Below are 19,813 nucleotides of genomic sequence, written 5' to 3' on the forward strand. Positions count from 1 at the left end.
CATAATGTAGCTCTTCGAAAGTGTCTTAACGCGAACGCACGTCTTTGCTTACTGTGACTTTGGCAAAGAGTTCTCAAGGGTGAGTTCAAAAGTGGCTAATCCACATTCACATTACCATGTGGTTTCTGTTAGTAGCTGGCTTTCTAATAATCCCTGTCAACGATTAAATATTGACTACCATACTAGCAAAGCATTGCACCTTTTGCAAGGTTGACTTTATATGTCTGTAATAAAACTGCAATACAGTTGACCAAATTCAATGCTACAATATTAGCATTGAATAGATTAACGGGGGATAACACAATGGGAGCTTCACACCGATTAAGCAAAAGCCAAACAATCTTGGTTTTAATTGCGGTGGCACTATTCATTTTATTATATGGCGGCGTGCAGCAAGATGCCAATTGGGTGCAATCATTTGATTTTACTTTAATCCACTGGATTCGCTTTCCCCAGACAAACTGGGAAAGTTTATTGCTAACCTGGTATACAACATTCTTCAATACGATTCCAATGATGGTAATCGTGGTCATTGGTACCATTATCTTTGCGATTGATCACCGTAATAACTCAGCCTTGTTCTTTATTTTGGTTCCTGCAGTTGGTTCATTAATCAATACCGGTATTAAAAACATTGTTCGCCGACCACGGCCAAACTTTGACCTTTTAATGCATTATGGTGGTTACAGTTTTCCAAGTGGTCACGCTATTGGCGCAACGTTAGTCTTAGGTTCAATTATTGTGTTAGTTCAATACAATATCGTCATTCGCTGGCAGCGCTGGGTTACTAATTTCATTTTGTTACTACTAATTTTATTAGTTGGTTATTCGCGCGTCTACGTCGGTGTGCATTATCCAAGCGATGTTGTAGCTGGTTTTTGTCTCGGTTTCATCATCCTCATGCTTGGACAAATGGCTTTTGGTTTTCGAAAAGTGGTGAAATAATTGAATCTGCAATCGGCATTAGAATTTAGTCATACCGTTTTATCAGAGAACGTTGGCCTGGGTGACACTGTCGTTGATGCCACTGTGGGCAATGGTAACGACACAATCTTTTTTGCCTCGCTAGTTGGTAAAACAGGAAAAGTCTATGGGTTTGATATTCAGCAAGCTGCAATTGATCAAACCAAACAACAGTTACTATTGACCGGTTTACAGGCGCAGACAACTTTGATTTGCGACGGTCATGAAAACATCGCCCAGTATGTCCACCAGCCGATCGGCGGTGCCATTTTTAATCTTGGTTACTTACCTGGCGGCGATAAATCAATTATTACTCACGGTGTCACAACTTTGACGGCAATTAAGACTCTCATGTTGTTGTTGCGTCGCGGTGGCACAATTTGTATTGTAATTTATTATGGTCACCCCGGTGGCGAAGAAGAACGCGAATCAGTTGAACAATTTGCCCGACAGCTCGACCAAAAAACATACAATGTATTAGAGTACCAATTCATTAATCAAGTGCATACACCGCCTAGATTAGTGGTCATTCAAAAACGATAAATAGACTGAGCAAATTACGATTTTGCTTCAGCCTTTTTTATTTTTTATTTGGCAAAAGTTATTTTTAAAACCTGTGATGTATAAATATCGCTTCGCTGTCCATATTACTGATCCGCTAAAGCGATGGGTAATTTGGTCTTGCGCTTAGCTACGTAAAGGGAACGATACTAAATTCGTATCATTCCCTTTACTAGGCCCAATATATTCTTAATTGCGGAAACGTGATAAAAAAGGCAGATTCCTGCGCTTAGCTACGTAGTATGCTCAGAATCTATGCGCCTTTTTTATCACTCTTACTGTCTTGTTGGTCAAACACATTCACAATTAATGCCAACACGACCAGTGCCAATCCAATCAAAAAGACATTATGCAAGCCGCCATAATAGATTTGCCGTAAGGTCGGGATCAGATGCTGTGGTAACTGTGTCACCGTTTGCGGATTAATCATTTTGTTCATCATTGATAACTTGACGCCCTCGCCTGCATGCTTTTGAATCCCTGTGGCCATCGAATAATTCATGATAATTCCAAAAATGGCAATCATGATGGTTTGTGATAGGGAGCGCACTAGCGTATTAAATGAAGTTGCCACGCCAATAATATCGTGTGATACCAAACTTTGCGATGTCACTGTTGTCCCAGTAATTGTTGTACCAAAACCAATACCAAAAACAGTCGAAAATGCTAAGAAAACCCAGAATGGTGTCTGCTGTGGAATTAGTGCCATTGCAATTGCCATCACTGTCACCACACTCAAACTAAAGAATAATAATCGTTGTGGGTTTGATTTAGCTAACAGGCGACCCGCAATAAACGAGCCGATAATCCACATAATTGAACTGGGAGTGACTGCAAAACCAGCCATCGAGGCTCGTAGCCCCAATAATCCTTGTGTCCACATTGGTAGGTACACATTAAACGCAATCAGGTATGCTGCCACCATTGCAGCAGCGAAGTTTTGAATTACAAACGTCCGATTTTCAAAAAGCTGCAGAAAAATAATTGGATCATCGGCCCGTTTTTCTTGGCGGATAAACAGCAACATGCTAACAATAAAAATTGCAAAACTCAGTACAACCTGCCACAGTGCGTGCGTCGTCATGCTCAATAATTGAAAACCATACATTAAACCAATCAAAGAGACTGATAACCAAACAATGCCAAGTACATCCAATTTAGATTTAGTGACATGCTTTTCTTCGTGTAGGAAGCCCCAGATCATCACCATTGCAATTAAGCCCACTGGAATATTGATGAAAAAGACCCAATGCCAGCTTAGTTGATCAACAATAAATCCTCCTAATAATGGTGCTACCACGGAGGCAATGCCCCAAGCGGATCCGTTAAAGCCCATTACCTTCGCTCTTTTTTCAAATGGATAAATGTCAGCAATAATCGTAAATGACACCGGCATAATGGTCCCGGCACCAACTCCTTGGATTGCACGCCAAAAGATCAACTCCCCCATTGAATTTGACAGTCCACTCATCGTTGAACCAATCACAAACACGATTAAGCCAAATAAAAAAACTGGTTTACGGCCAATGCGATCCGCTAATTTACCATAAATTGGTGTTGCTAACGCATTAGTCAATAAGAAAATTGAAAAGACCCAATTCATGATCGAAACACCCTTCAGGTCACCAACAATTGTTGGCATTGCGGTTGAAACAATTGTTCCCTCAACGGCACTCATAAAAGTGGCCACGAAGATTGCAATCGTGACAACTGTCACATTTGTTTTTTTGTTCATACATACCTTCCTTTGCCTTCTGTTTTTAATTATCATCAACTCTCATGCTGATAACATCTTCGCATGATTATTTTAATTCGTAGTCAATAAAATCACATCAGTCTATTCTACTAGACTTGATTTTAGTTTGCATGAGTTTTTTATCATATATAAATGTTAACGCTTACTTTTATGGTGATTTGGGGGTACAGTAATAATAGAAAACTTCTAGGGAGGTATCATTATGGATAGGCTTAAAGGAAAAGTTGGTGTCATTACTGGTGGTTCTTCTGGTATTGGGTTAGCGACCGCAGAGAAATTCATTGCACAAGGAGCGGTGGCCGTTTCAGCGGATCTGAATCCAGCTGCCAATTCAGCGGTTGATTTTGTCAAAACCGATGTAACTAACGCTGATTCACTTCAAGCGATGGTCGAAACTGTGGTTAAAAAATATGGCAAAATAGATATTCTAGTTGCTAACGCCGGTGTGGCAGAAGAAAAAGCCCCGGTGGCAGAGTTGAATGTTGATAACTGGAATAAAGTAATCAATATCGATCTTACTGGCGTGGTTTTAACCAATAAATTTGTGGTAGCGCAAATGGTCAAGCAAGGCAGTGGCAGTGTCATCAACATGAGTTCCATTTTAGGAGTTGTCGGTGGTCCTAAATCCCAAGCCTATTCAGCTGCTAAAGCTGGCGTGGCCAATTACACCAAATCACAAGCCATCACCTATGCCACAAGTGGTATTCGCTTTAATGCGATTGCGCCAGGATACGTTGCCACGCCCCTGCTAAAAACACTGCCAAAAGATGTTACTGATGGCATGGTCAGCAAAATGCCGATTGGTCGGTTAGCTCAGCCGGAGGAAATTGCCAATGTGATCGCGTTTGTGGCTAGTGATGAGGCGTCCTTTGTGGTTGGATCGTTGATTAACGTTGATGGTGGATATACGGCACAATAACTTTAAATTCAGGGAAACGTGTGAATCAAGCCAGATGTTTAGGGCTAAATCAAAAAAACCAGGGACTAAATTCATAATTCTCTCGTCCACTTGCTATTTTTATTGCTGAAACGTGTGAATCAAGCCAGATGTTTAGGGCTAAATCAAAAAAACAGGGACTAAATTCATAATTCGAATTTAGTCCCTGTTTTTTTGGCTTAGCCTACAACATCTTAACGGCTTGATTCACACTCTTTATTTCTATCCTAACTCTGCCTTTAATGCATCAATCTTATCCGTATGTTCCCATGGTAAATCAATGTCTGTTCTACCAAAATGACCGTAAGCTGCCGTTTGCTTGTAGATTGGGCGCTTTAGATCTAGCATTTCAATGATGCCTTCTGGTCGTAAATCAAAGGTTTTTCGGACCGCTTCAGTTAGTTTTTGTTCTGAAACTGAACTGGTACCAAAAGTATCAATTGCTACTGACACTGGTTGTGCCACACCAATTGCGTATGCTAACTGGATTTCTACCTTGCGAGCATATCCTGCAGCAACAATATTTTTAGCAATATAACGCGCAGCATAACTAGCTGACCGGTCAACTTTGGTAGCATCCTTACCTGAGAAAGCACCACCACCATGATGGGCTGCCCCACCGTATGTGTCGACAATAATCTTACGGCCTGTCAAACCGGCATCCCCTTGTGGGCCACCAATCACAAACCGACCAGTTGGATTAATTAAATATTTAGTATCATCATCTAAATACTTAGCAGGAATTTCATGCTTAATAACTTCTTCAATCACGTCTTGCCGAATTTGATCCAATGTCACATCTGGATCATGCTGTGTACTCAAAACAACAGTATCGATTCGTTCTGGAACATTGTTATCGTCGTACTCAACTGTCACTTCAGCCTTAGCATCTGGTCGCAAGTAACTGAGCGTACCATTTTTTCGCAGCCATGCAATTCGTTGCATTAGTTTGTGGCTTAATGAAATTGGTAGTGGCATTAATTCTGGTGTTTCGTCGATGGCATAGCCAAACATTAATCCTTGATCACCGGCACCAATTTGATCCAATGGATCCTGATCACCTTCGCGGCGCTCAAGTGCATCGTCAACCCCTTGGGCAATATCTGATGACTGTTCGTCAATCGCTACCATGACAGCACATGTATCTCCATCAAAGCCAAATTTAGAATCGGTATAACCGATTTCCTTAATTGTTTGACGCACAACGTGTTGAATATCAACATACGCAGACGTTGATATTTCACCAAAGACTAATACTAATCCTGTAGTAACTGATGTTTCGCAGGCCACCCGGGCATCCGGATCCTGTTCTAACATGGCATCCAAAATTGCATCGCTAATTTGATCAGCAATTTTATCTGGATGTCCTTCTGAAACTGATTCTGATGTAAATAAATGTCGTTCTGACAAAATAATTCCCCCATTTGGTTTAAGTGCAATTGCACTCGAATTGCGGTTACAAGGCATCTTCACAGGCAGTGAATCCTATCGGGAATGGACTTATAACGAATAATATCTTAGCACAAAAACCGGAAGTGACACAAGGTAATTTATATGCCAACTGCATTTAAGCATCCGGAATTAAATTAAAAATAAACTGACCGATTCAATTCAGAACCAGCCAGTTTATTTTAAATACAAAACGAACTTTATTCACTTGTTATTTTATTGACCACCGAAACAACTTTATTACTTGGAATCGAAAAGCCCATTCCTTCAACACTTGTACCATCGTTATCCGATGCTAATTTCATTGAATTAATTCCAACTACTTGACCAGACAAGTTAATTAATGGTCCACCTGAATTTCCTGCATTGATGGCTGCATCTGTTTGAATAACCGTTGCCTTACCGTAAGATGTCGTAATTGTTCGACTCTTAGCTGACACAATACCCTTTGTCACCGAAGAAGCATACGTCGTTCCAAGCGGAGAACCGATTGCTAACACACTTTGTCCTGCGCTAATCTGGTTTGAATTAGCAAAACTAGCAACCGTAGTCACGTTATCATCACTAATTTTTAACACAGCTAAATCAGTTGATTTAGCTGTCCCAACCAGTGTGGCAGTTACTTTTTTGCCACTATTCAAAATAACTTCCAAGGATGATGAGCCGGAAACAACGTGATTATTAGTAACAATATAAGCACTACCATTTGATTTTTTGTAAATGATACCAGAACCTTCACTGGCTTCTTCCAGTGAGCTACTACTTGAAGTGCTGCTATCAGTCTCACCATAAGCTGACAGTGTCGAACCACTACTTTGTGATTCTTGCAAATTAATGACAGATACAACGGCACCTTTGACTTTATTATAGGCTTTCGTAGCCGAGCTAGTCCCGGTTGTCTTACTTTGATTAACTACGGTTGCGCCCGAATTGCTACTGCTGGAAAAAAGACTACTGCCGGATGATTGATAATTTTGATACAGATCAGCACCACCATAAGCAACACCACCACCGATTAATCCAGCAATCACTGCAACAACCACTAATTTAGCACTTGTTTTCTTTTTAGCTGGTTGTTTGATCTCATTATTATTGTTATTTTGCTCATCCATTCTGCTATCTCCTCATTGCTATATTGCTTAACACATCCATTGTATTAGGTAAGTTTGAAGAAATTATGTTAATAATATAAAATATGATCTACTTATTAGTTTGAGGTAATCTTGGTGTAAAACTACAAGTTTTGGATAATGAAATATTTTAAATTGTGGCAACGTGTGCGCACCCGCAAATGTCTGGGTATAATACAAAAAGCCGCAATGGGATTCGGCGCGACTCCTTGTCAAGTAGACAGTTCAAATAATTAAATTCTTATGCACTTTTCTGAACGGCATGATTCCGGTATTTTTCCGGGGTCATGCCGTTTAATGTTTTTTGACGTCGTTCTGTGTTATGCCATGTGATGTATGCCCTGATGATGCCGATGAGTTCGATCTCTGAAAATGGATTCTCGAAGGCCAGCTCTTCTGTTTTTAACTGGCTCCAGAAGCACTCCATTGCGCTATTATCACCCGGAGTTCCTGGACGAGACATGCTGTGTACAATACCTTTCCCGGCCAACAGGGTGTTAGGTGTAAGCCGACCCTTGGTCGGAATGAAGAATCTGTGGCTTCAGACCGTGATTTGCCTTTAGGGCCTTCGTGATTGTTTCTGATACTAATTGTGTCGTTTCTGTACTAGCTACACTCCATGCAATAATACTATGGTCATACAGATCCTTAATAGCGCTCAGACGTAATCGTTGCTTCTTACCTGGTCCGAATCTCAGCTCACTACAATCGGTTACCCAAGTTATGTTTGGGCGTTTAGGAGCGAAGTCGTGACTGCCGTCTTCGCAAAGTAATTTATTGGCGAGGATATACTCTTTCTTCTCTGCTTTGTGATCACGCTTGGCCACACGAATTGATGAGTGAATACCGTTATTACGCATGATGCGACGTACTCGTCCTTCACCGGCGTGATAAGGTGTCTCTTCATTAATGTACATAGTCATAGTGCGTACACCGTAAATATAGTTTTTTGACTCTTCTCGTTCGATGATATAGTCCAAAATTGCTTCATTTTCGAGTTTATGAGCCGTAACTTTGTGGTGCGTCCACTTGTAGTATGCAGCGCGAGATACGCCGATATACTGGCACATGAAGCTAATTCCATAGGCTTGATTTGTGTCAGGATTCATTTTTTGTGCGAGCGTTTGAACGGTGACATATTTTTCTTCGCTAAGACATCCATTCTTTCTAATTCCTGGAGTTTTTTTAGCACGGCGACCTCCGTGGAGACATTGGATAGTCGCGCCCTTAAACGTTTTATTTCAAGATCCTTTAGTTCTAACTCTGTCAATTGACCGTTGTCTTCTTTAGCTTTACCACGACGGTCTGCGAGGCCCTCAGGGCCACCTTGTTTGATTTTTTTGACCCAACTGTAAACTTGCCCGTAGGATACATTGAATTGCGTTGTCGCAGCGGTGTAGTTCATTCCGTTGGCAATAACCCATTGCGCAATTTCAATACGTTCAACCTGAGTAGTCTTTCTGCCGTCTTTCATTGGGGTAGTCCTCCTAGTGGTTGTGAGTGGTTTACCACTAGTATACCGTTTAACCCACTGATAAATGACAGAACCATTGGAAATATCGTATTGTCGTGCAAGCTGAGGATATGATGTGCTACCAGCCAAATAAGCTTGGACTACCTCCAGCATCAATTCCTTTGAGTAGACCCGCTGTTGGTGTTGGCTACGTAATGCATCTATGCCTCCGGCATTGTAGCGCTCGATCCACTGGGCCACCTGTGAATTATGGACACCGTACTCGTGCCTAATAGCTTTAGCAGACATTCCTCCTTGTACCAATTTAATATAGAAGACTTTTTCTTCCACACTATATCTCGAACCTTTTCGGCCCATAAAAAATACTCCTTCCTTAGCAGACAAGCTTTAATTATTTGCTTGTCTACCTTGTTAGGAGTATATCCTTCATAGTTTGAATCATATCACGGCTTTTTTCGTTATACTACAACATCTATTCGTGGATGCTCACTCTCTTTTATGAGAATACCATTCCGCCATCAATCAACAGTGATTGACCGGTCATATAGTTTGAGTCTGGTCCTGCTAGGTATGCAACACAGGCAGCTACATCTTCTGGTTCTGATAAGCGACCTAATGCAATATCCTTAGCAAATTGATCCATTCCCCATTCAAATGGTTTGCCAGCATTGTCAGCTACTGTTTGCGCAATATCGTTCATCATTGGTGTCTTAACAATCCCTGGGCAATATGCGTTAACGGTAATGTTGAACTTAGCTAGTTCTTTCGCAGTCGTTTGAGTAACACCACGAATGGCAAATTTAGTAGCACCATAAACGGTTAAGTTCGGATTACCAACTTGGCCAGCTTGTGAAGAAGCATTAATAATTTTACCGCCATGACCTAATTCCTTGAACTTAGCACTGGCAGCTTGGATACCCCAGATAACACCGCCAAGATTAATGGCTAAAGTATCGTTTAAAATATCCGGCGTCACAGTATCAATTGGTGTTGTTGGTGCCACACCAGCATTGTTAACAATCACATTAAAGTCGCCAAAATGCTTAGTGGCTTCTTCAACTGCAGCAAATACCTGCTCACGATCTGCAACATCGGCACCAATCGCATAAGCTTCGCCACCATCTGCATTGATTTCATTAGCAACCCGTTCAACCTTGGCCTTAGTCCGACCAACTAATGCTACTTTGAAACCGTCATGAGTTAGACGTTTTGCAATTGCTTCACCAATTCCTTGGCCCGCACCGGTAATTAACGCAACTTTCTTATCTGCCATTTTCTTGATCCATCCTCATATGTTATTTTTTTCACAATCTACATTATAACGATCTAGACCAACTTGTCAATTGAATTTTTAATTATTTCCTGTTTCAGGTATAATAAGCGCTAAAGTAAGCTTTTATCAAAGGAGTTTTATTGTGCTGAAATCAATTGCATCACAGTGGCGGGCGATAAATTTCCGCCAACTTGTCATTTCATTATTCATTCAATCAATTGTCTGGTGGTATGTGCCGGTTTCATACGCCGGTAAAATTTCAACGGCTAGCTATGGCTACAACCTGGTGTTTCTATTTTTATTTTCATTAACCGTCGCAGCCAGCACCCAACTGCTATTTAGCACGGAATTTACGTCACGTTTTTCACTATTAACTATTATTGCCAGTTTTGTGCTGGCTTTTTCGGGCGTGATTAACGGTAAATTTGTCATTTTATTAATGTTGCTATTACTACCGGCCTTTTTGTTTGTGCTCCAGATTAAACCATTGCAGCTGCAGAATGAATACGGGTGGCTAATATATAGTTTATTAGCGGCCTTGATGATTCCAACCACCATCTTCTTTTTTATTACTCGCTTTTTATCATGGACGTTTGTTTGGTCGTTAATTCCATTCTGGTTAAGCTTTCTATTATTTCTAGTGCCTACTTTCTTGCTGCAACGTGACGTTAAATATCGTTTATTATCGCTAGTTAGTGGCATTCTACTAATTATCTCAATCCTATTTCAAGCCATTACGATTGCTCACATCATCGCGATTGTCTTGGTAATTGCTGCTTGGCTAGTCATGCAAAATTGGCCACACTTAACAGACCAGTACTTGAAATACAGCGCTTGGCAATTAATTGTTATTATTTTGATCTATCTCTGATAGCCACAATATTTTTAAAATAAAGCTATTCCTAAATTGTGATACGCCCGATAAGATTGATAGGACCGATCACAATCCAGGAATAGCTTTTTTGAGCCACAATTATTTAATTTAATTCGGCTACTTATTCCCTCAGCAGCAGGATTAATCAGCCAATCGTGCGTTCACTACTCCCACTGCTAATAAATAAGAATAAATTGTCACCGGCCCAACAAACTTAAATCTATCCTTCTTCATCTGTTTCGACACTTGCACAGATAATCTCGTTTGTGCTGGCAAATCTCCATCTGATCTAACCACTAAGCGCTGGGGGTGGCGATCAACGAATTGCCAAATGTAGTCATTAAATGTTTTTCCCTCATCGTGCATTCTAACAATGACTTGCGCATTATTAACCGTTGCATTTAACTTCAATCGATTGCGAATAATTTTTTTATTTTGTAGCTGGGTACCAATTTCCGCAGCACTCATCTGTGCCACCCGATCGATGTCATAATTGTGAAATGCAGCTCTAAAATCGTCACGTTTATTTAAAACCGTTTGCCAACTCAGGCCCGCTTGATAGGTTTCCAAACACAGCATCTCAAATAGCGCTCGCTCATCATGCAGCTCAATGCCCCATTCTAGATCGTAGTATTGCTGCATCAGCGGATTATCCATTGCCCATGTTGGTCGCTTACTGTTTGCCATTTAATTTTCCTCATTTTTCAGATAATTGACTAATTCATTACCGCTCAATCCGGCACTTAATCCTATCTGCAGCCTAATCAGTGCTTTTTGTCCGTTCAAATTGTGACACAATATCACGCCCAACTCTTGTAACTGTGTGGCGCCACCTTCATAACCATAAATGGGAGCAACTGAGCCATTAACTGTGCGTGATACAAGTACAACCGGCACTTTTGCTACCACTAATCGTTGCAATGCTGGTGCTAAAGTCGGGGGTAAGTTCCCAGCACCGAAACCTTCAATGACAATTCCATTTGTGCCATTTGCTTCAATCATGCTCAGCAGGTCCGCATTCATTCCTGCAAAAGCCTTCAATAAATACAATTTGTCTGTCACGTGGCCAATTTGATAACTAATCTGTTTTGTCACCCGCGTAAAAATTTGCACATGCTCATCAACAACTGCACCTAATGGTCCTGTCAACGGTGCTTGAAAGGTGGCCAAACTAGTTGCATGTGTTTTAGTCACAAAGCGTGCAGCAAAGATTTGATCATTTAAAACTACCAGCACGCCAAGCTTTCTTGCCGCATCACTTGCTGCCACATTGACCGCTGCTTTAATATTAGCCGGTCCATCCGCACTAATTTGGTCTGACGAACGCATTGCCCCGGTTACCACAACTGGAAAATCAACTGCCAGTGTTAAATCGAGAAAATACGCCGTTTCTTCCAATGTATCGGTCCCGTGAGTTACAACGATCCCATCGTATTTATTACCCACTGACTGGATTTTTTGTGTCAACTGCAGCATCGTTGTCGGTGTCATATGTGGAGATGGTAAATTAAATAGTTCTTCTTGTACCAATGAAACATCATTGGTTAATCGTGGCGAATCACGAACCAACGGATTAACAGCACTTTTTTGGATCACACCTTGCTGGTCCGTTTGCATTGAAATTGTGCCACCTGTATGTAGAATTAAAATCTTTTTCATTTTTATCACTCCAATTATTAAATACGTTTATTTACTAGCGTTTCCATTAATTTTGCTTTTATATAACCATATCATTTAAAAAATAATAAGAAATATGTTAGATTTAAACTATAGACCAGCCACTGATTAGCCAAAAGATGGAGGTTACTGTATGCAAACTAATCCAGATTTACTTAATTTACTACACGCCCAAAATGGTCCATTTTTAACGTTGCTCGTTAAGCGACCAACTAATCCTGCTAGTGTCAATCAAGCCAAATTAACTTTTAAAAACCTGCTTAAAATGGCTGCAACAATGATGGAAAAATCATTCCCAAACGCTAACTGGGAAAATTACCAAAGTCGCTTTACTGAATATCAAGATAATAATGATTTTTGGCTCAGTGGCACCGGTAAAACAGTGGCGTTAATTGGAAATGAACATCAAATTTTCACGTATCATTTAAATCGTGAACTAGATGATCATGTTTCCATTTCGCATCGCCCTAATATTCTACCAATTATTAATGAAGAACTCGAATTCAATTATTTGGTACTCGCCTTAAATCACGATTCATTTATTCTGTATCGTGGTGACCAACACCATCTGTTGCCAATTAACCTTCCCGCAGATGCCCCGGACAAATTGACCAAGGCTTTGGGCGAAGAAATTGACGGTAAGTCAGTTAATGTCACAGCTCGAGGCCACGAACCTGGATTTGGTAGCTTCCACGGGCATAACGAAAAAAGTGCGGAAGTTCAAAAAGACAAGGTCAACTATTATCAACAAGTGGCCGACTATGTGCTAAAAAACTTTGCTCAATACGATCAGCGAAAAGTAATCTTGTTTGGCCTCCCAGAAAATCAGACGATCTTCAAGCAGGTAGCTAAATCGAATCTGATTGATGAAAAGCTGCACATTGATTTGTCACCAGCCAAAACTGATTTTTACGAAGTTGAAAAACAAGTTTTAAATCTGATGTCACAGTGGTTTGATAGTGTTATCGCAGCGTTATCCAAGGACTACGAACAAGCTGCTTCAAAACAGTTATTAGTCGACGAGCCGTATAACATCGTGGAACCAGTCATGAATCATCAGGTTGACCAATTAATTATAACATCAGGAGCAACCGCCCGCGGATTACTATTAGACGATGGTAATTTAATTAGCAATACGCCAGAGGCAAGCCAAAATAACTTGCTCAACGATTTGGCAATTTTCACCATCCTAAGAGGCGGAAATGTAATCACCCTAACAGAAGACCAACTACCAGCTAAAACACGTGGTGGAGGTGTGGCTTTGTTAAGATACGCCCAGAGTGGAATCGAGCGCGCTGAAAAGTCGTAGGCTAAATTAAAATAATCCATTAAGAAATTCGCACTTTGAATTCCTTAACGGGTTATTTTGACTTAGCCCTAGACTTTTGCGCTCGATTCCACGTTTCTTCAATAAAGATAGAAACTTAACCCATTAAGACCCATTAAGAAATTCGCACTTTGAATTTCTTAATGGGTTATTTTGGCTTAGCCCTAGACTTTTGCGCTCGATTCCACGTTTCTTCAATAAAAGCAGCTCGTACGATTCAAAAGGTTTGTGAATCATACGAGCTGTTTGAAATCATAAGTGATTATTCATCACTGTCGTCCGAATTTTTGTTCTCCAATCGGGCCTTCAAAGCTGCATTTTCTTCAGCTTGTTTCTTCATTTTTTTATGCATAATCCACCAAACAATCAAGCCAATTATCGCAAGACCTACGAAGCCTAACGTAATATAGAGCCAAGTATAATCCTTTTCAATCGACACATCTCTTTGATTCAATGTCTTGGCCTTATCGGCCGAAATACTGAAGTCCTTAGTAAAGTGCCATGTGTGGCCTTTAGATTTGGCCACAATATCCATTGTATAATCTCCGGCCTTTAGTTTCTGCCCGTTTAATCTCAGCGGAAACTTGAAGATGGAATTAGGGGCCATCTGCATGTTGGTCGACTTTTGTGAGTACACTACTTTGCCACTTTGACTTTTTACTTTGGCATTAACCGATAATTTGTTGATATATGTCGGCGAAACATTACGCAAACTTGTGTTAATTACGTTACGATAATTTTCCTGTGATGCATTCACCGCACCCATTTTCATTTGCGGAGTAACTTTTTTTGTTGATTGCTGCATCACTAATCCAATTACATATGCATATTGATTTTGAACTGATGTTCCTGATTTAGCTTTGTTTTTCTTTGCGAGCGCATTTTGGTCTTGGAGTTGCAACCCACCAGCCATAACCCCTTTGAACTGTTTGTCGGGCATTTTGAATTCCAATGTAATTTCTTTGGATTCCTTAGCCTTTAACACAATTTCTTTTTGGGTTGGTTTAACATAGTCACTAATTTTATATTTAAGGGACTTATCTGTTTTTCCAGTTTTACTGTATTCAACAACCCCGTTTAAATTAGTTGTCGCCGTTGTTACCTTAGGTTTAATCTTAACTTCTTTCTTAGTGCTATTAGTGATCGTAACTGTGGCCGTTTCCGTTGCACCAGGTTTTAATTTAAGATCAAAGTAATTAACTGAATCGTCAACTTGACTATCAGGTAAGTGCGTCTCAACTCCAAATGTCAGTTGATTGGCAGATATTGGAATGGAAAAAAGCATCCCAATCATTGCCACCAACATAGTAATTAACCAAAATTTACGTCGCATGCTGATGCACCTCCAATTTTATAGTACGTGAAAGGATTAGCGTTGACTGCAAGCGTACTGCGTTGTCTAAAGAACTAAGCTACTAAAGTAGCAAGTTCTAATATCAACCTAAGAAAGCGAATAATTCGGACTATTAATTATCCATTCCCTGTAGCTAAGCTTAGCAGTCATTCTCCTCGAACGTCATTAATACATAAAACGTTTACTTTTAGACATAGCCTAAGACAGCAAATAATTCACAAATCGAATCATCCACTGCCCTATGGCTATTTTTTAATTAAACATCATCTTAAAGTGAACACTTAATTTCTAAGCATTACCTGGCGTTTCATTGAGTGTCCAGTTTAATGTCCCTGAATAACTATCTGCATCCGGATGAGCAGATACTGGAACGGTTAATTTAACTGTAGAATCGTCAGCTGAACCGAATACATCTAGCCAGGTACCAAATCCATTTCCAGCCTTGGCTGACATTACCGTCATACTACTTCCATCAGTTGCTAATGCTGATCCATCAGTACTTGAAGTTACTGTAGCTGGGTCATCCTCTGAGGTTGTCTTCACTGTTCCTTCTCCAAAACTAATTGCAGCACCTGTGAGTGTGTCACCAGTACTACTCTTCAATTGGCCATCTTGAGCAACTGAGAGTGTCCATCCGGCTGGATCGCCGGCACGTTGGTCTGTGATTTGAACATAGTCAGCATTGCCGTTTTCACCAGCAGCTTTATATGTTTCAGTTTTGGTTGGTACGTCATGGTCTCCAAAATCAAAGGCTGAAACATAGTCAATACTTAATGGTCCAGGATTTTCAGTACCACCACCATCACCTGGTTCCGTTGGATCTTCAGGGTCAACTGGGTCAGTTGGACCTGTGTTTCCTTGTTTAAACGAAACTGTGGCATTTGAATTTGCCGTTGAATCTGCTGCAACTGCCAAGGTTGGAATTGCAGTACCAAATAATAATGCGCCTGAAGCTAAAATACTTAATAGTGTTGTTTTTTTCATTATTTTCACTCCTATAATTGTTTTGATTGTCTGTTCTTAAACACGTAAGCAGTTACTAGAGTTGTCATCATGGAAACACCAAGCATTGGTGCCCATATACTATCTGATTCGCTTGTCTGTGGTAAATAGTGATTGGTATTACTTACCTTGTTGCCAGTATTAGTTGAAACGTTAGGATTACTAGTTGATTGTCCAGGTAAGTTTAGGAATTGTTGGACCGGAGGGGGTTGGTCCAACTGCTTTAGTAAATCCAACCCGGGCTTGTGTGTCTACCGTGTCACCACGAATCGGGGTGGCAATAAACAATAGACTGCTCAAACTGATTAAAATAGTTAACAACAGTTTTTTTGTGTTCACATTGCATCACCTCCCTAATTATTCCCTGGCGTTTCTTGTAAGTTCCATTGCACGACACCCTTATATGTTTCACCTGCTTGTGGTTGACCAACTTGAGGTTCAAATGCCAAACCGTTTGATGCATTCCAAGTTTTGGAAATATCTGTGGTTCCTAAAACAGCATTGGCGAGAATATATACTGGTACCGCTGCACTACCTAACGTGTAATCTGTACCGTTGTTAATATAGTGCAAGCTGTCCGTTAATGTCTTTTTATTAGTGACACCTGTCATCTGGCTGCCTAGCGATGCAGTAACCGCCCAACCATTCTTATATGGTAATGTTACTCCAAATTGTCGTGTGTCAATCACGCTCAGCGCATTACCACTGACCACAGAACCCATAATAGTCGGTTTAGTGGTAAAATCAGCTGCTAGGTTGGTTCCAAAACTAATCTCACTAGGTGCTGTCATTGCCAATTCTCCCTTGACATACACCAACCGTAAAATAATTGGCCGAGAAATGTTTGTAGTTCCACCAAATGGCGTATCTCTAAAAATCAATCGGAAACTGAATATTTTACCGTAGTTTGTGTCATTGAAAGTTGGAAAAGCCGAAGCTGGCACAGTTATCGAATATTTCTGAAGCGTAGAGCCACCCGCTGCAGCGATCGTTTGTAGCGACTTTTCAGTCCCAGTCTGGCCAACCTCAGCTACTGAATAACCGACATAAAGTGTTTGCTTAGCTGCACTTTTAATTGTTCCAGTGATTGTAAGACCTTTACCACTGTTGTAAAAGTAAGCATATGTCAATGAACCGGTTGGACTAGTTTGATCACTCAAAACTGTAAAATCCGAACGCGTGGACGGTAAACTTGCCTTTGTCTGCGGTGTCGTGGCTGTAACCGCTGCACTATCAGAACTGGCCGAGCTTTGACTTTCTGATTCAGCTGTTGCTTCATCAGTAGCTTGGCCACTAATTGCTAATGTGTTACTAGTTACCTCAGTACCAGCTAATTTAGCCTGTAACTGATAATTACCAGCTGCTGTAACTGTAACAGGGAGATTGATCGTTTTGTCAGTAGCTGACGAAAACTTCAATTCAACTTGATTATCAGTGACAACCGCTTCAACCTCATCAGATGATAAGTCATTGTTCAATTTATCCTGGTTGACTTCTATTCCCGTTGGGATTGCAATAGTCACTACCGAAGTGGCGGGCAAATTATGTGTTTTCAACGTAATTGTCTGAGCGTCATCAACATTAACCGTGTTGTTGTTACTTGACAGGCTCAAAGTTGGTTGTGTTTCTTCTGCTGCGTGACTGATTAGCGGTGTAAAGCTACCAATCAGTAGCACCAAGGCACCAACTATGGTCAGCAAGTAACGAATTTTTCTCATATCATCACCTCCATAGAAGTTTTAAGTAACTCTTTTTTACAACTTTATCTTATCAGCTGATTGCAAAAACGGTTGTCAAGTAAAAATTAGTTGTCACACAAAAATGACAGTCTTATTCATTGAAAACGCATACTTTAGGCATTTGTCATTCTCAAGTTCACAATTTCTCCTTAATTGAACCATAATAAATTCACACCAAAAGTATGGAAAAGTAGATATTTATCGCACAAAAAGAGCACTCAATTCTCATTATTAAAAGGAATTGAGTGCTTCATTCAGCAATTACGGGGACTTGCACGCTTTAAAATGTAAGAGACAGACTTTCAGAGTTTGTCGTTATTTCGTTCAATTAAATTAACCGCTATACGTCCCACCATTAACATGAATAACCTGTCCAGTGATAAAACTGGAATCTGCTGAAGCCAAGAAAACATAGGTCGGCGCTAATTCGTATGCCTTGCCTGCACGGCCGAGTGGCGTTTGCCCCCAGTTCTCTAAGCGCTCTGCAGGAAAAGTAGCTGGAATTAACGGCGTCCAAACTGGTCCTGGCGCGACTGCATTGACCCGCACTTTATTCTTCAAGATTTCTTCATTATGTGCTAACGCCCGCGTCCAAGAAACAATGGCCCCTTTTGTAGCGGAATAATCCATCAGCTCAGGATTGCCCTTAAAGGCTGTCACAGAAGTAGTATTGATAATGGTAGCGCCGCCTCTAAGTTCGTCAGCCGCTGCCCGCGTCAGGTAGACGTTGCCAAAGAAATTAGTCGCAAATGTCCGTTCTAACTGGTCATCACTAATATCTTGCACCCGACTGCGCATATGTTGCTCCCCCGCATTGTTAACTAAAATATCGATGTGCCCAAATGTGTCGAGCACAGAGTCTACAATTTGCTGGCAAAACTGTGGCTCCCCAATATCACCTTGTAAAATCATCGCCTGACGACCAAAAGCTTCGATCCGCTCAGCGATATACTGCGCATCTTCATCAGATTCATAATGCACAATCGCCACATCCGCCCCTTCACGAGCGTACAACAAGGCAACTGCGGCCCCAATTCCGCTATCGCCACCAGTTACAATTGCCACTTTATCAAGCAATTTGTTACTGGCCTGATAAGTTGGATGGTCAATTTCAGGTAACGGCTCGACATTAGCACTATTATCATTAATTAAATAATTTTCTTTTGGTTTCCGATTTGTCACTGGCGGTCACTTCCTTTACGCTTTTTTGCGACGCCCAAGTAACCATGAAACCAATAACACTAAGATTATGGCTCCAATTAATGCTGGAATAATTGCCATGTCAGCAACTTGTGGTCCCCACGTGCCAAACAGCGCTTGTCCCAACCAGGCACCGATCAGTCCGGCCAAAATATTACCAATCCAACCAAACGGCACATCGCGACTTGTGATGGCTCCAGCGATCAATCCAATAATTGCCCCAACTATTAATACCCATAACCAATGTAACATTACAATCATCCTTTCTATACTTGTCAGTTATTAACCATTCATTTTCTGGTTGTGCTCTCACACGTATTTCTTTAATTCAGGTGACTTTAATGCTTAGTGAAATCAATCATCAATCACCGCCTCTTATATTTCTTATAATTAGCATAACAATTCTTTGAATAACAAGTCAAGCAAAACACCCCCGTCTAATAAACGGAGGTGTGCTGTCAGACATTATTTAGCGGTGGTAGCACTGATTTAATCGGTGTGTGTCGGTAAAAATGATCTTTGATGAGATTATGAATATTGTTAAAATCACGTTTGGTACCGAAGCTCGTGATTTGATAACTCAATTTTGCGTCGTCATACGACTTCACATGATAATTAGTGACGATTAAATCGTATGAGTTACCTGGCTGATAACTTGACACATTCACCTGTAATTCATCCTTAAATGGTCGCTTGATTAAATCGCTGAGTAGGTGGTCAACCTCAATATCAAAGGTGGTATCCAGGCCCACAAACAGTTCATGCTGTTCCTGATAACTAAATTCCCTGATAATTAGATGCAATCGCAATACCAAAAAGTCAGCGTTTTGCCGAACTAATTCGTTGACGCGCGGACGTGAAGTTTTCTCCATTTGCCGTAGCGTCTGTTCGACCACAAACTGTGACTCGCGCGAAAAATAGTTAGCTTGATAATATTTAACATAGTTTTGGTTCAATGCATTTAAGCGACCATGAAAACAAAAAATTTGCGCGCAGACATCAAAAACTGATTTGGTTAATTCAAATGGCCATTGGTCTTGTTTAATCCCTAACACGGTAAAAATGGATCGCTCAAATTCCCGCACAATTTTTGGATT

Annotated in this window: 21 protein-coding genes, 1 pseudogene, 1 riboswitch and 1 other annotated feature (1 of these 24 cut by a window edge); of the genes and pseudogenes, 5 read left to right on the forward strand and 17 right to left on the reverse strand. The window is 40.7% G+C overall.

The features are described 5' to 3' along the window. Nucleotides 1-169: a binding site (T-box leader), on the reverse strand; it reaches 40 nt to the left of the window's first position. Between the two features lie 134 nt (nt 170-303). Next, nucleotides 304-945 (forward strand): phosphatase PAP2 family protein, encoded by a 642-nt coding sequence (locus WDC_RS05065; protein WP_052497801.1) that lies wholly within the window; start codon nt 304-306, stop codon nt 943-945. Beyond that, entirely contained in the window at nt 946-1,506 is a 561-nt protein-coding gene (locus WDC_RS05070) for a class I SAM-dependent methyltransferase (protein WP_044010791.1), read from the forward strand. Between the two features lie 271 nt (nt 1,507-1,777). On the opposite strand, the gene WDC_RS05075 is transcribed toward WDC_RS05070, so the two are convergent. Beyond that, the gene (locus WDC_RS05075) at nt 1,778-3,259 is read right to left on the reverse strand and encodes an MDR family MFS transporter (protein WP_044010792.1); all 1,482 of its coding nucleotides are present in this window, start codon (nt 3,257-3,259) and stop codon (nt 1,778-1,780) included. A gap of 223 nt (nt 3,260-3,482) precedes the next feature. On the opposite strand from WDC_RS05075, the gene WDC_RS05080 reads away from it, so the two are divergent. Further along, nucleotides 3,483-4,199, forward strand: a complete 717-nt coding sequence (locus WDC_RS05080) for an SDR family NAD(P)-dependent oxidoreductase (protein ID WP_044010793.1) — start codon at nt 3,483-3,485, stop codon at nt 4,197-4,199. Nucleotides 4,200-4,439: 240 nt separating this feature from the next. Here WDC_RS05080 and metK read toward each other — a convergent pair whose 3' ends face one another. The 6 genes and pseudogenes from metK to WDC_RS05105 all read right to left on the reverse strand — a co-directional run bounded on the left by metK (nt 4,440) and on the right by WDC_RS05105 (nt 9,543). Beyond that, entirely contained in the window at nt 4,440-5,627 is a 1,188-nt protein-coding gene (gene metK / locus WDC_RS05085; protein WP_044010794.1) for a methionine adenosyltransferase, read from the reverse strand. After that, nucleotides 5,625-5,728, reverse strand: a riboswitch (SMK box riboswitch). It overlaps the preceding gene by 3 nt. 150 nt (nt 5,729-5,878) lie before the next feature. Then, nucleotides 5,879-6,778, reverse strand: a pseudogene (locus WDC_RS05090) (S1C family serine protease); the annotation flags it as partial. Between the two features lie 259 nt (nt 6,779-7,037). After that, a complete protein-coding gene (locus tag WDC_RS09840) occupies nt 7,038-7,223 on the reverse strand; it encodes an IS3 family transposase (protein WP_263640392.1) in 186 nt (61 codons plus the stop codon). Between the two features lie 70 nt (nt 7,224-7,293). Then, the gene (locus WDC_RS05095) at nt 7,294-7,866 is read right to left on the reverse strand and encodes a DDE-type integrase/transposase/recombinase (protein WP_225349617.1); all 573 of its coding nucleotides are present in this window, start codon (nt 7,864-7,866) and stop codon (nt 7,294-7,296) included. Between the two features lie 35 nt (nt 7,867-7,901). Further along, nucleotides 7,902-8,627, reverse strand: coding sequence for a helix-turn-helix domain-containing protein (locus tag WDC_RS05100; RefSeq protein ID WP_044010795.1), 726 nt, complete (start codon nt 8,625-8,627; stop codon nt 7,902-7,904). A gap of 139 nt (nt 8,628-8,766) precedes the next feature. Further along, nucleotides 8,767-9,543 carry a (S)-acetoin forming diacetyl reductase gene (locus WDC_RS05105; RefSeq protein ID WP_044010796.1) on the reverse strand — a complete coding sequence of 259 codons (777 nt, stop codon included), beginning with the start codon at nt 9,541-9,543 and terminating at the stop codon, nt 8,767-8,769. 142 nt (nt 9,544-9,685) lie between these two features. On the opposite strand from WDC_RS05105, the gene WDC_RS05110 reads away from it, so the two are divergent. Beyond that, the gene (locus WDC_RS05110; protein ID WP_044010797.1) at nt 9,686-10,414 is read left to right on the forward strand and encodes a hypothetical protein; all 729 of its coding nucleotides are present in this window, start codon (nt 9,686-9,688) and stop codon (nt 10,412-10,414) included. 144 nt (nt 10,415-10,558) lie between these two features. Here the strand turns inward: WDC_RS05110 and WDC_RS05115 are convergent, their stop codons facing one another. Together WDC_RS05115 and WDC_RS05120 are read right to left on the reverse strand one after the other, a co-directional pair. Then, nucleotides 10,559-11,104: a DNA-3-methyladenine glycosylase I gene (locus tag WDC_RS05115; protein ID WP_044010798.1), complete on the reverse strand. Its 546-nt coding sequence runs from the start codon at nt 11,102-11,104 to the stop codon at nt 10,559-10,561. Further along, nucleotides 11,105-12,076 carry an asparaginase gene (locus tag WDC_RS05120; protein WP_044010799.1) on the reverse strand — a complete coding sequence of 324 codons (972 nt, stop codon included), beginning with the start codon at nt 12,074-12,076 and terminating at the stop codon, nt 11,105-11,107. A gap of 151 nt (nt 12,077-12,227) precedes the next feature. Here WDC_RS05120 and WDC_RS05125 point away from each other — a divergent pair, with 151 nt between their 5' ends. Then, nucleotides 12,228-13,403: a baeRF6 domain-containing protein gene (locus WDC_RS05125; RefSeq protein WP_044010800.1), complete on the forward strand. Its 1,176-nt coding sequence runs from the start codon at nt 12,228-12,230 to the stop codon at nt 13,401-13,403. Between the two features lie 280 nt (nt 13,404-13,683). Here the strand turns inward: WDC_RS05125 and WDC_RS05130 are convergent, their stop codons facing one another. The 8 genes from WDC_RS05130 to WDC_RS09730 all read right to left on the reverse strand — a co-directional run. Then, the gene (locus tag WDC_RS05130; protein WP_044010801.1) at nt 13,684-14,754 is read right to left on the reverse strand and encodes a DUF916 and DUF3324 domain-containing protein; all 1,071 of its coding nucleotides are present in this window, start codon (nt 14,752-14,754) and stop codon (nt 13,684-13,686) included. A 309-nt stretch (nt 14,755-15,063) separates the two neighbouring features. Continuing rightward, nucleotides 15,064-15,759 carry a WxL domain-containing protein gene (locus tag WDC_RS05135; RefSeq protein ID WP_044010802.1) on the reverse strand — a complete coding sequence of 232 codons (696 nt, stop codon included), beginning with the start codon at nt 15,757-15,759 and terminating at the stop codon, nt 15,064-15,066. A gap of 11 nt (nt 15,760-15,770) precedes the next feature. Then, on the reverse strand, nt 15,771-16,013 hold the full coding sequence (locus WDC_RS10030; RefSeq protein ID WP_082040921.1) for an LPXTG cell wall anchor domain-containing protein: 243 nt from the start codon (nt 16,011-16,013) through the stop codon (nt 15,771-15,773). Continuing rightward, complete coding sequence (locus WDC_RS09725; protein WP_191978645.1) at nt 15,940-16,116, reverse strand: hypothetical protein; 177 nt, start codon at nt 16,114-16,116, stop codon at nt 15,940-15,942. Before WDC_RS09725 ends, WDC_RS10030 begins: the two co-directional genes overlap by 74 nt. A gap of 14 nt (nt 16,117-16,130) precedes the next feature. Then, nucleotides 16,131-17,495, reverse strand: a complete 1,365-nt coding sequence (locus WDC_RS09395; protein ID WP_052497803.1) for a hypothetical protein — start codon at nt 17,493-17,495, stop codon at nt 16,131-16,133. Nucleotides 17,496-17,849: 354 nt separating this feature from the next. Next, nucleotides 17,850-18,698, reverse strand: a complete 849-nt coding sequence (locus tag WDC_RS05145; RefSeq protein ID WP_044010803.1) for an SDR family oxidoreductase — start codon at nt 18,696-18,698, stop codon at nt 17,850-17,852. A gap of 15 nt (nt 18,699-18,713) precedes the next feature. Then, on the reverse strand, nt 18,714-18,968 hold the full coding sequence (locus WDC_RS05150; protein WP_044010804.1) for a GlsB/YeaQ/YmgE family stress response membrane protein: 255 nt from the start codon (nt 18,966-18,968) through the stop codon (nt 18,714-18,716). A 206-nt stretch (nt 18,969-19,174) separates the two neighbouring features. After that, a partial coding sequence (locus WDC_RS09730; protein ID WP_044010805.1) for a hypothetical protein occupies nt 19,175-19,813 on the reverse strand: 639 nt, incomplete at its 5' end.

This window comes from Paucilactobacillus wasatchensis (assembly GCF_000876205.1).
Lineage (GTDB): Bacteria > Bacillota > Bacilli > Lactobacillales > Lactobacillaceae > Paucilactobacillus > Paucilactobacillus wasatchensis.

Excerpts from the sequence above, each read along its gene's own strand:
- WDC_RS05065 (WP_052497801.1), top strand. The coding sequence starts at position 304 with ATGGGAGCTTCACACCGATTAAGCAAAAGCCAAACAATCTTGGTTTTA.
- WDC_RS05075 (WP_044010792.1), bottom strand. The coding sequence starts at position 3,259 with ATGAACAAAAAAACAAATGTGACAGTTGTCACGATTGCAATCTTCGTG.
- WDC_RS05080 (WP_044010793.1), top strand. The coding sequence starts at position 3,483 with ATGGATAGGCTTAAAGGAAAAGTTGGTGTCATTACTGGTGGTTCTTCT.
- WDC_RS09840 (WP_263640392.1), bottom strand. The coding sequence starts at position 7,223 with ATGGAGTGCTTCTGGAGCCAGTTAAAAACAGAAGAGCTGGCCTTCGAG.
- WDC_RS05095 (WP_225349617.1), bottom strand. The coding sequence starts at position 7,866 with ATGTGCCAGTATATCGGCGTATCTCGCGCTGCATACTACAAGTGGACG.
- WDC_RS05100 (WP_044010795.1), bottom strand. The coding sequence starts at position 8,627 with ATGGGCCGAAAAGGTTCGAGATATAGTGTGGAAGAAAAAGTCTTCTAT.
- WDC_RS05105 (WP_044010796.1), bottom strand. The coding sequence starts at position 9,543 with ATGGCAGATAAGAAAGTTGCGTTAATTACCGGTGCGGGCCAAGGAATT.
- WDC_RS05115 (WP_044010798.1), bottom strand. The coding sequence starts at position 11,104 with ATGGCAAACAGTAAGCGACCAACATGGGCAATGGATAATCCGCTGATG.
- WDC_RS05120 (WP_044010799.1), bottom strand. The coding sequence starts at position 12,076 with ATGAAAAAGATTTTAATTCTACATACAGGTGGCACAATTTCAATGCAA.
- WDC_RS05125 (WP_044010800.1), top strand. The coding sequence starts at position 12,228 with ATGCAAACTAATCCAGATTTACTTAATTTACTACACGCCCAAAATGGT.
- WDC_RS05130 (WP_044010801.1), bottom strand. The coding sequence starts at position 14,754 with ATGCGACGTAAATTTTGGTTAATTACTATGTTGGTGGCAATGATTGGG.
- WDC_RS05135 (WP_044010802.1), bottom strand. The coding sequence starts at position 15,759 with ATGAAAAAAACAACACTATTAAGTATTTTAGCTTCAGGCGCATTATTA.
- WDC_RS09395 (WP_052497803.1), bottom strand. The coding sequence starts at position 17,495 with ATGAGAAAAATTCGTTACTTGCTGACCATAGTTGGTGCCTTGGTGCTA.
- WDC_RS05150 (WP_044010804.1), bottom strand. The coding sequence starts at position 18,968 with ATGTTACATTGGTTATGGGTATTAATAGTTGGGGCAATTATTGGATTG.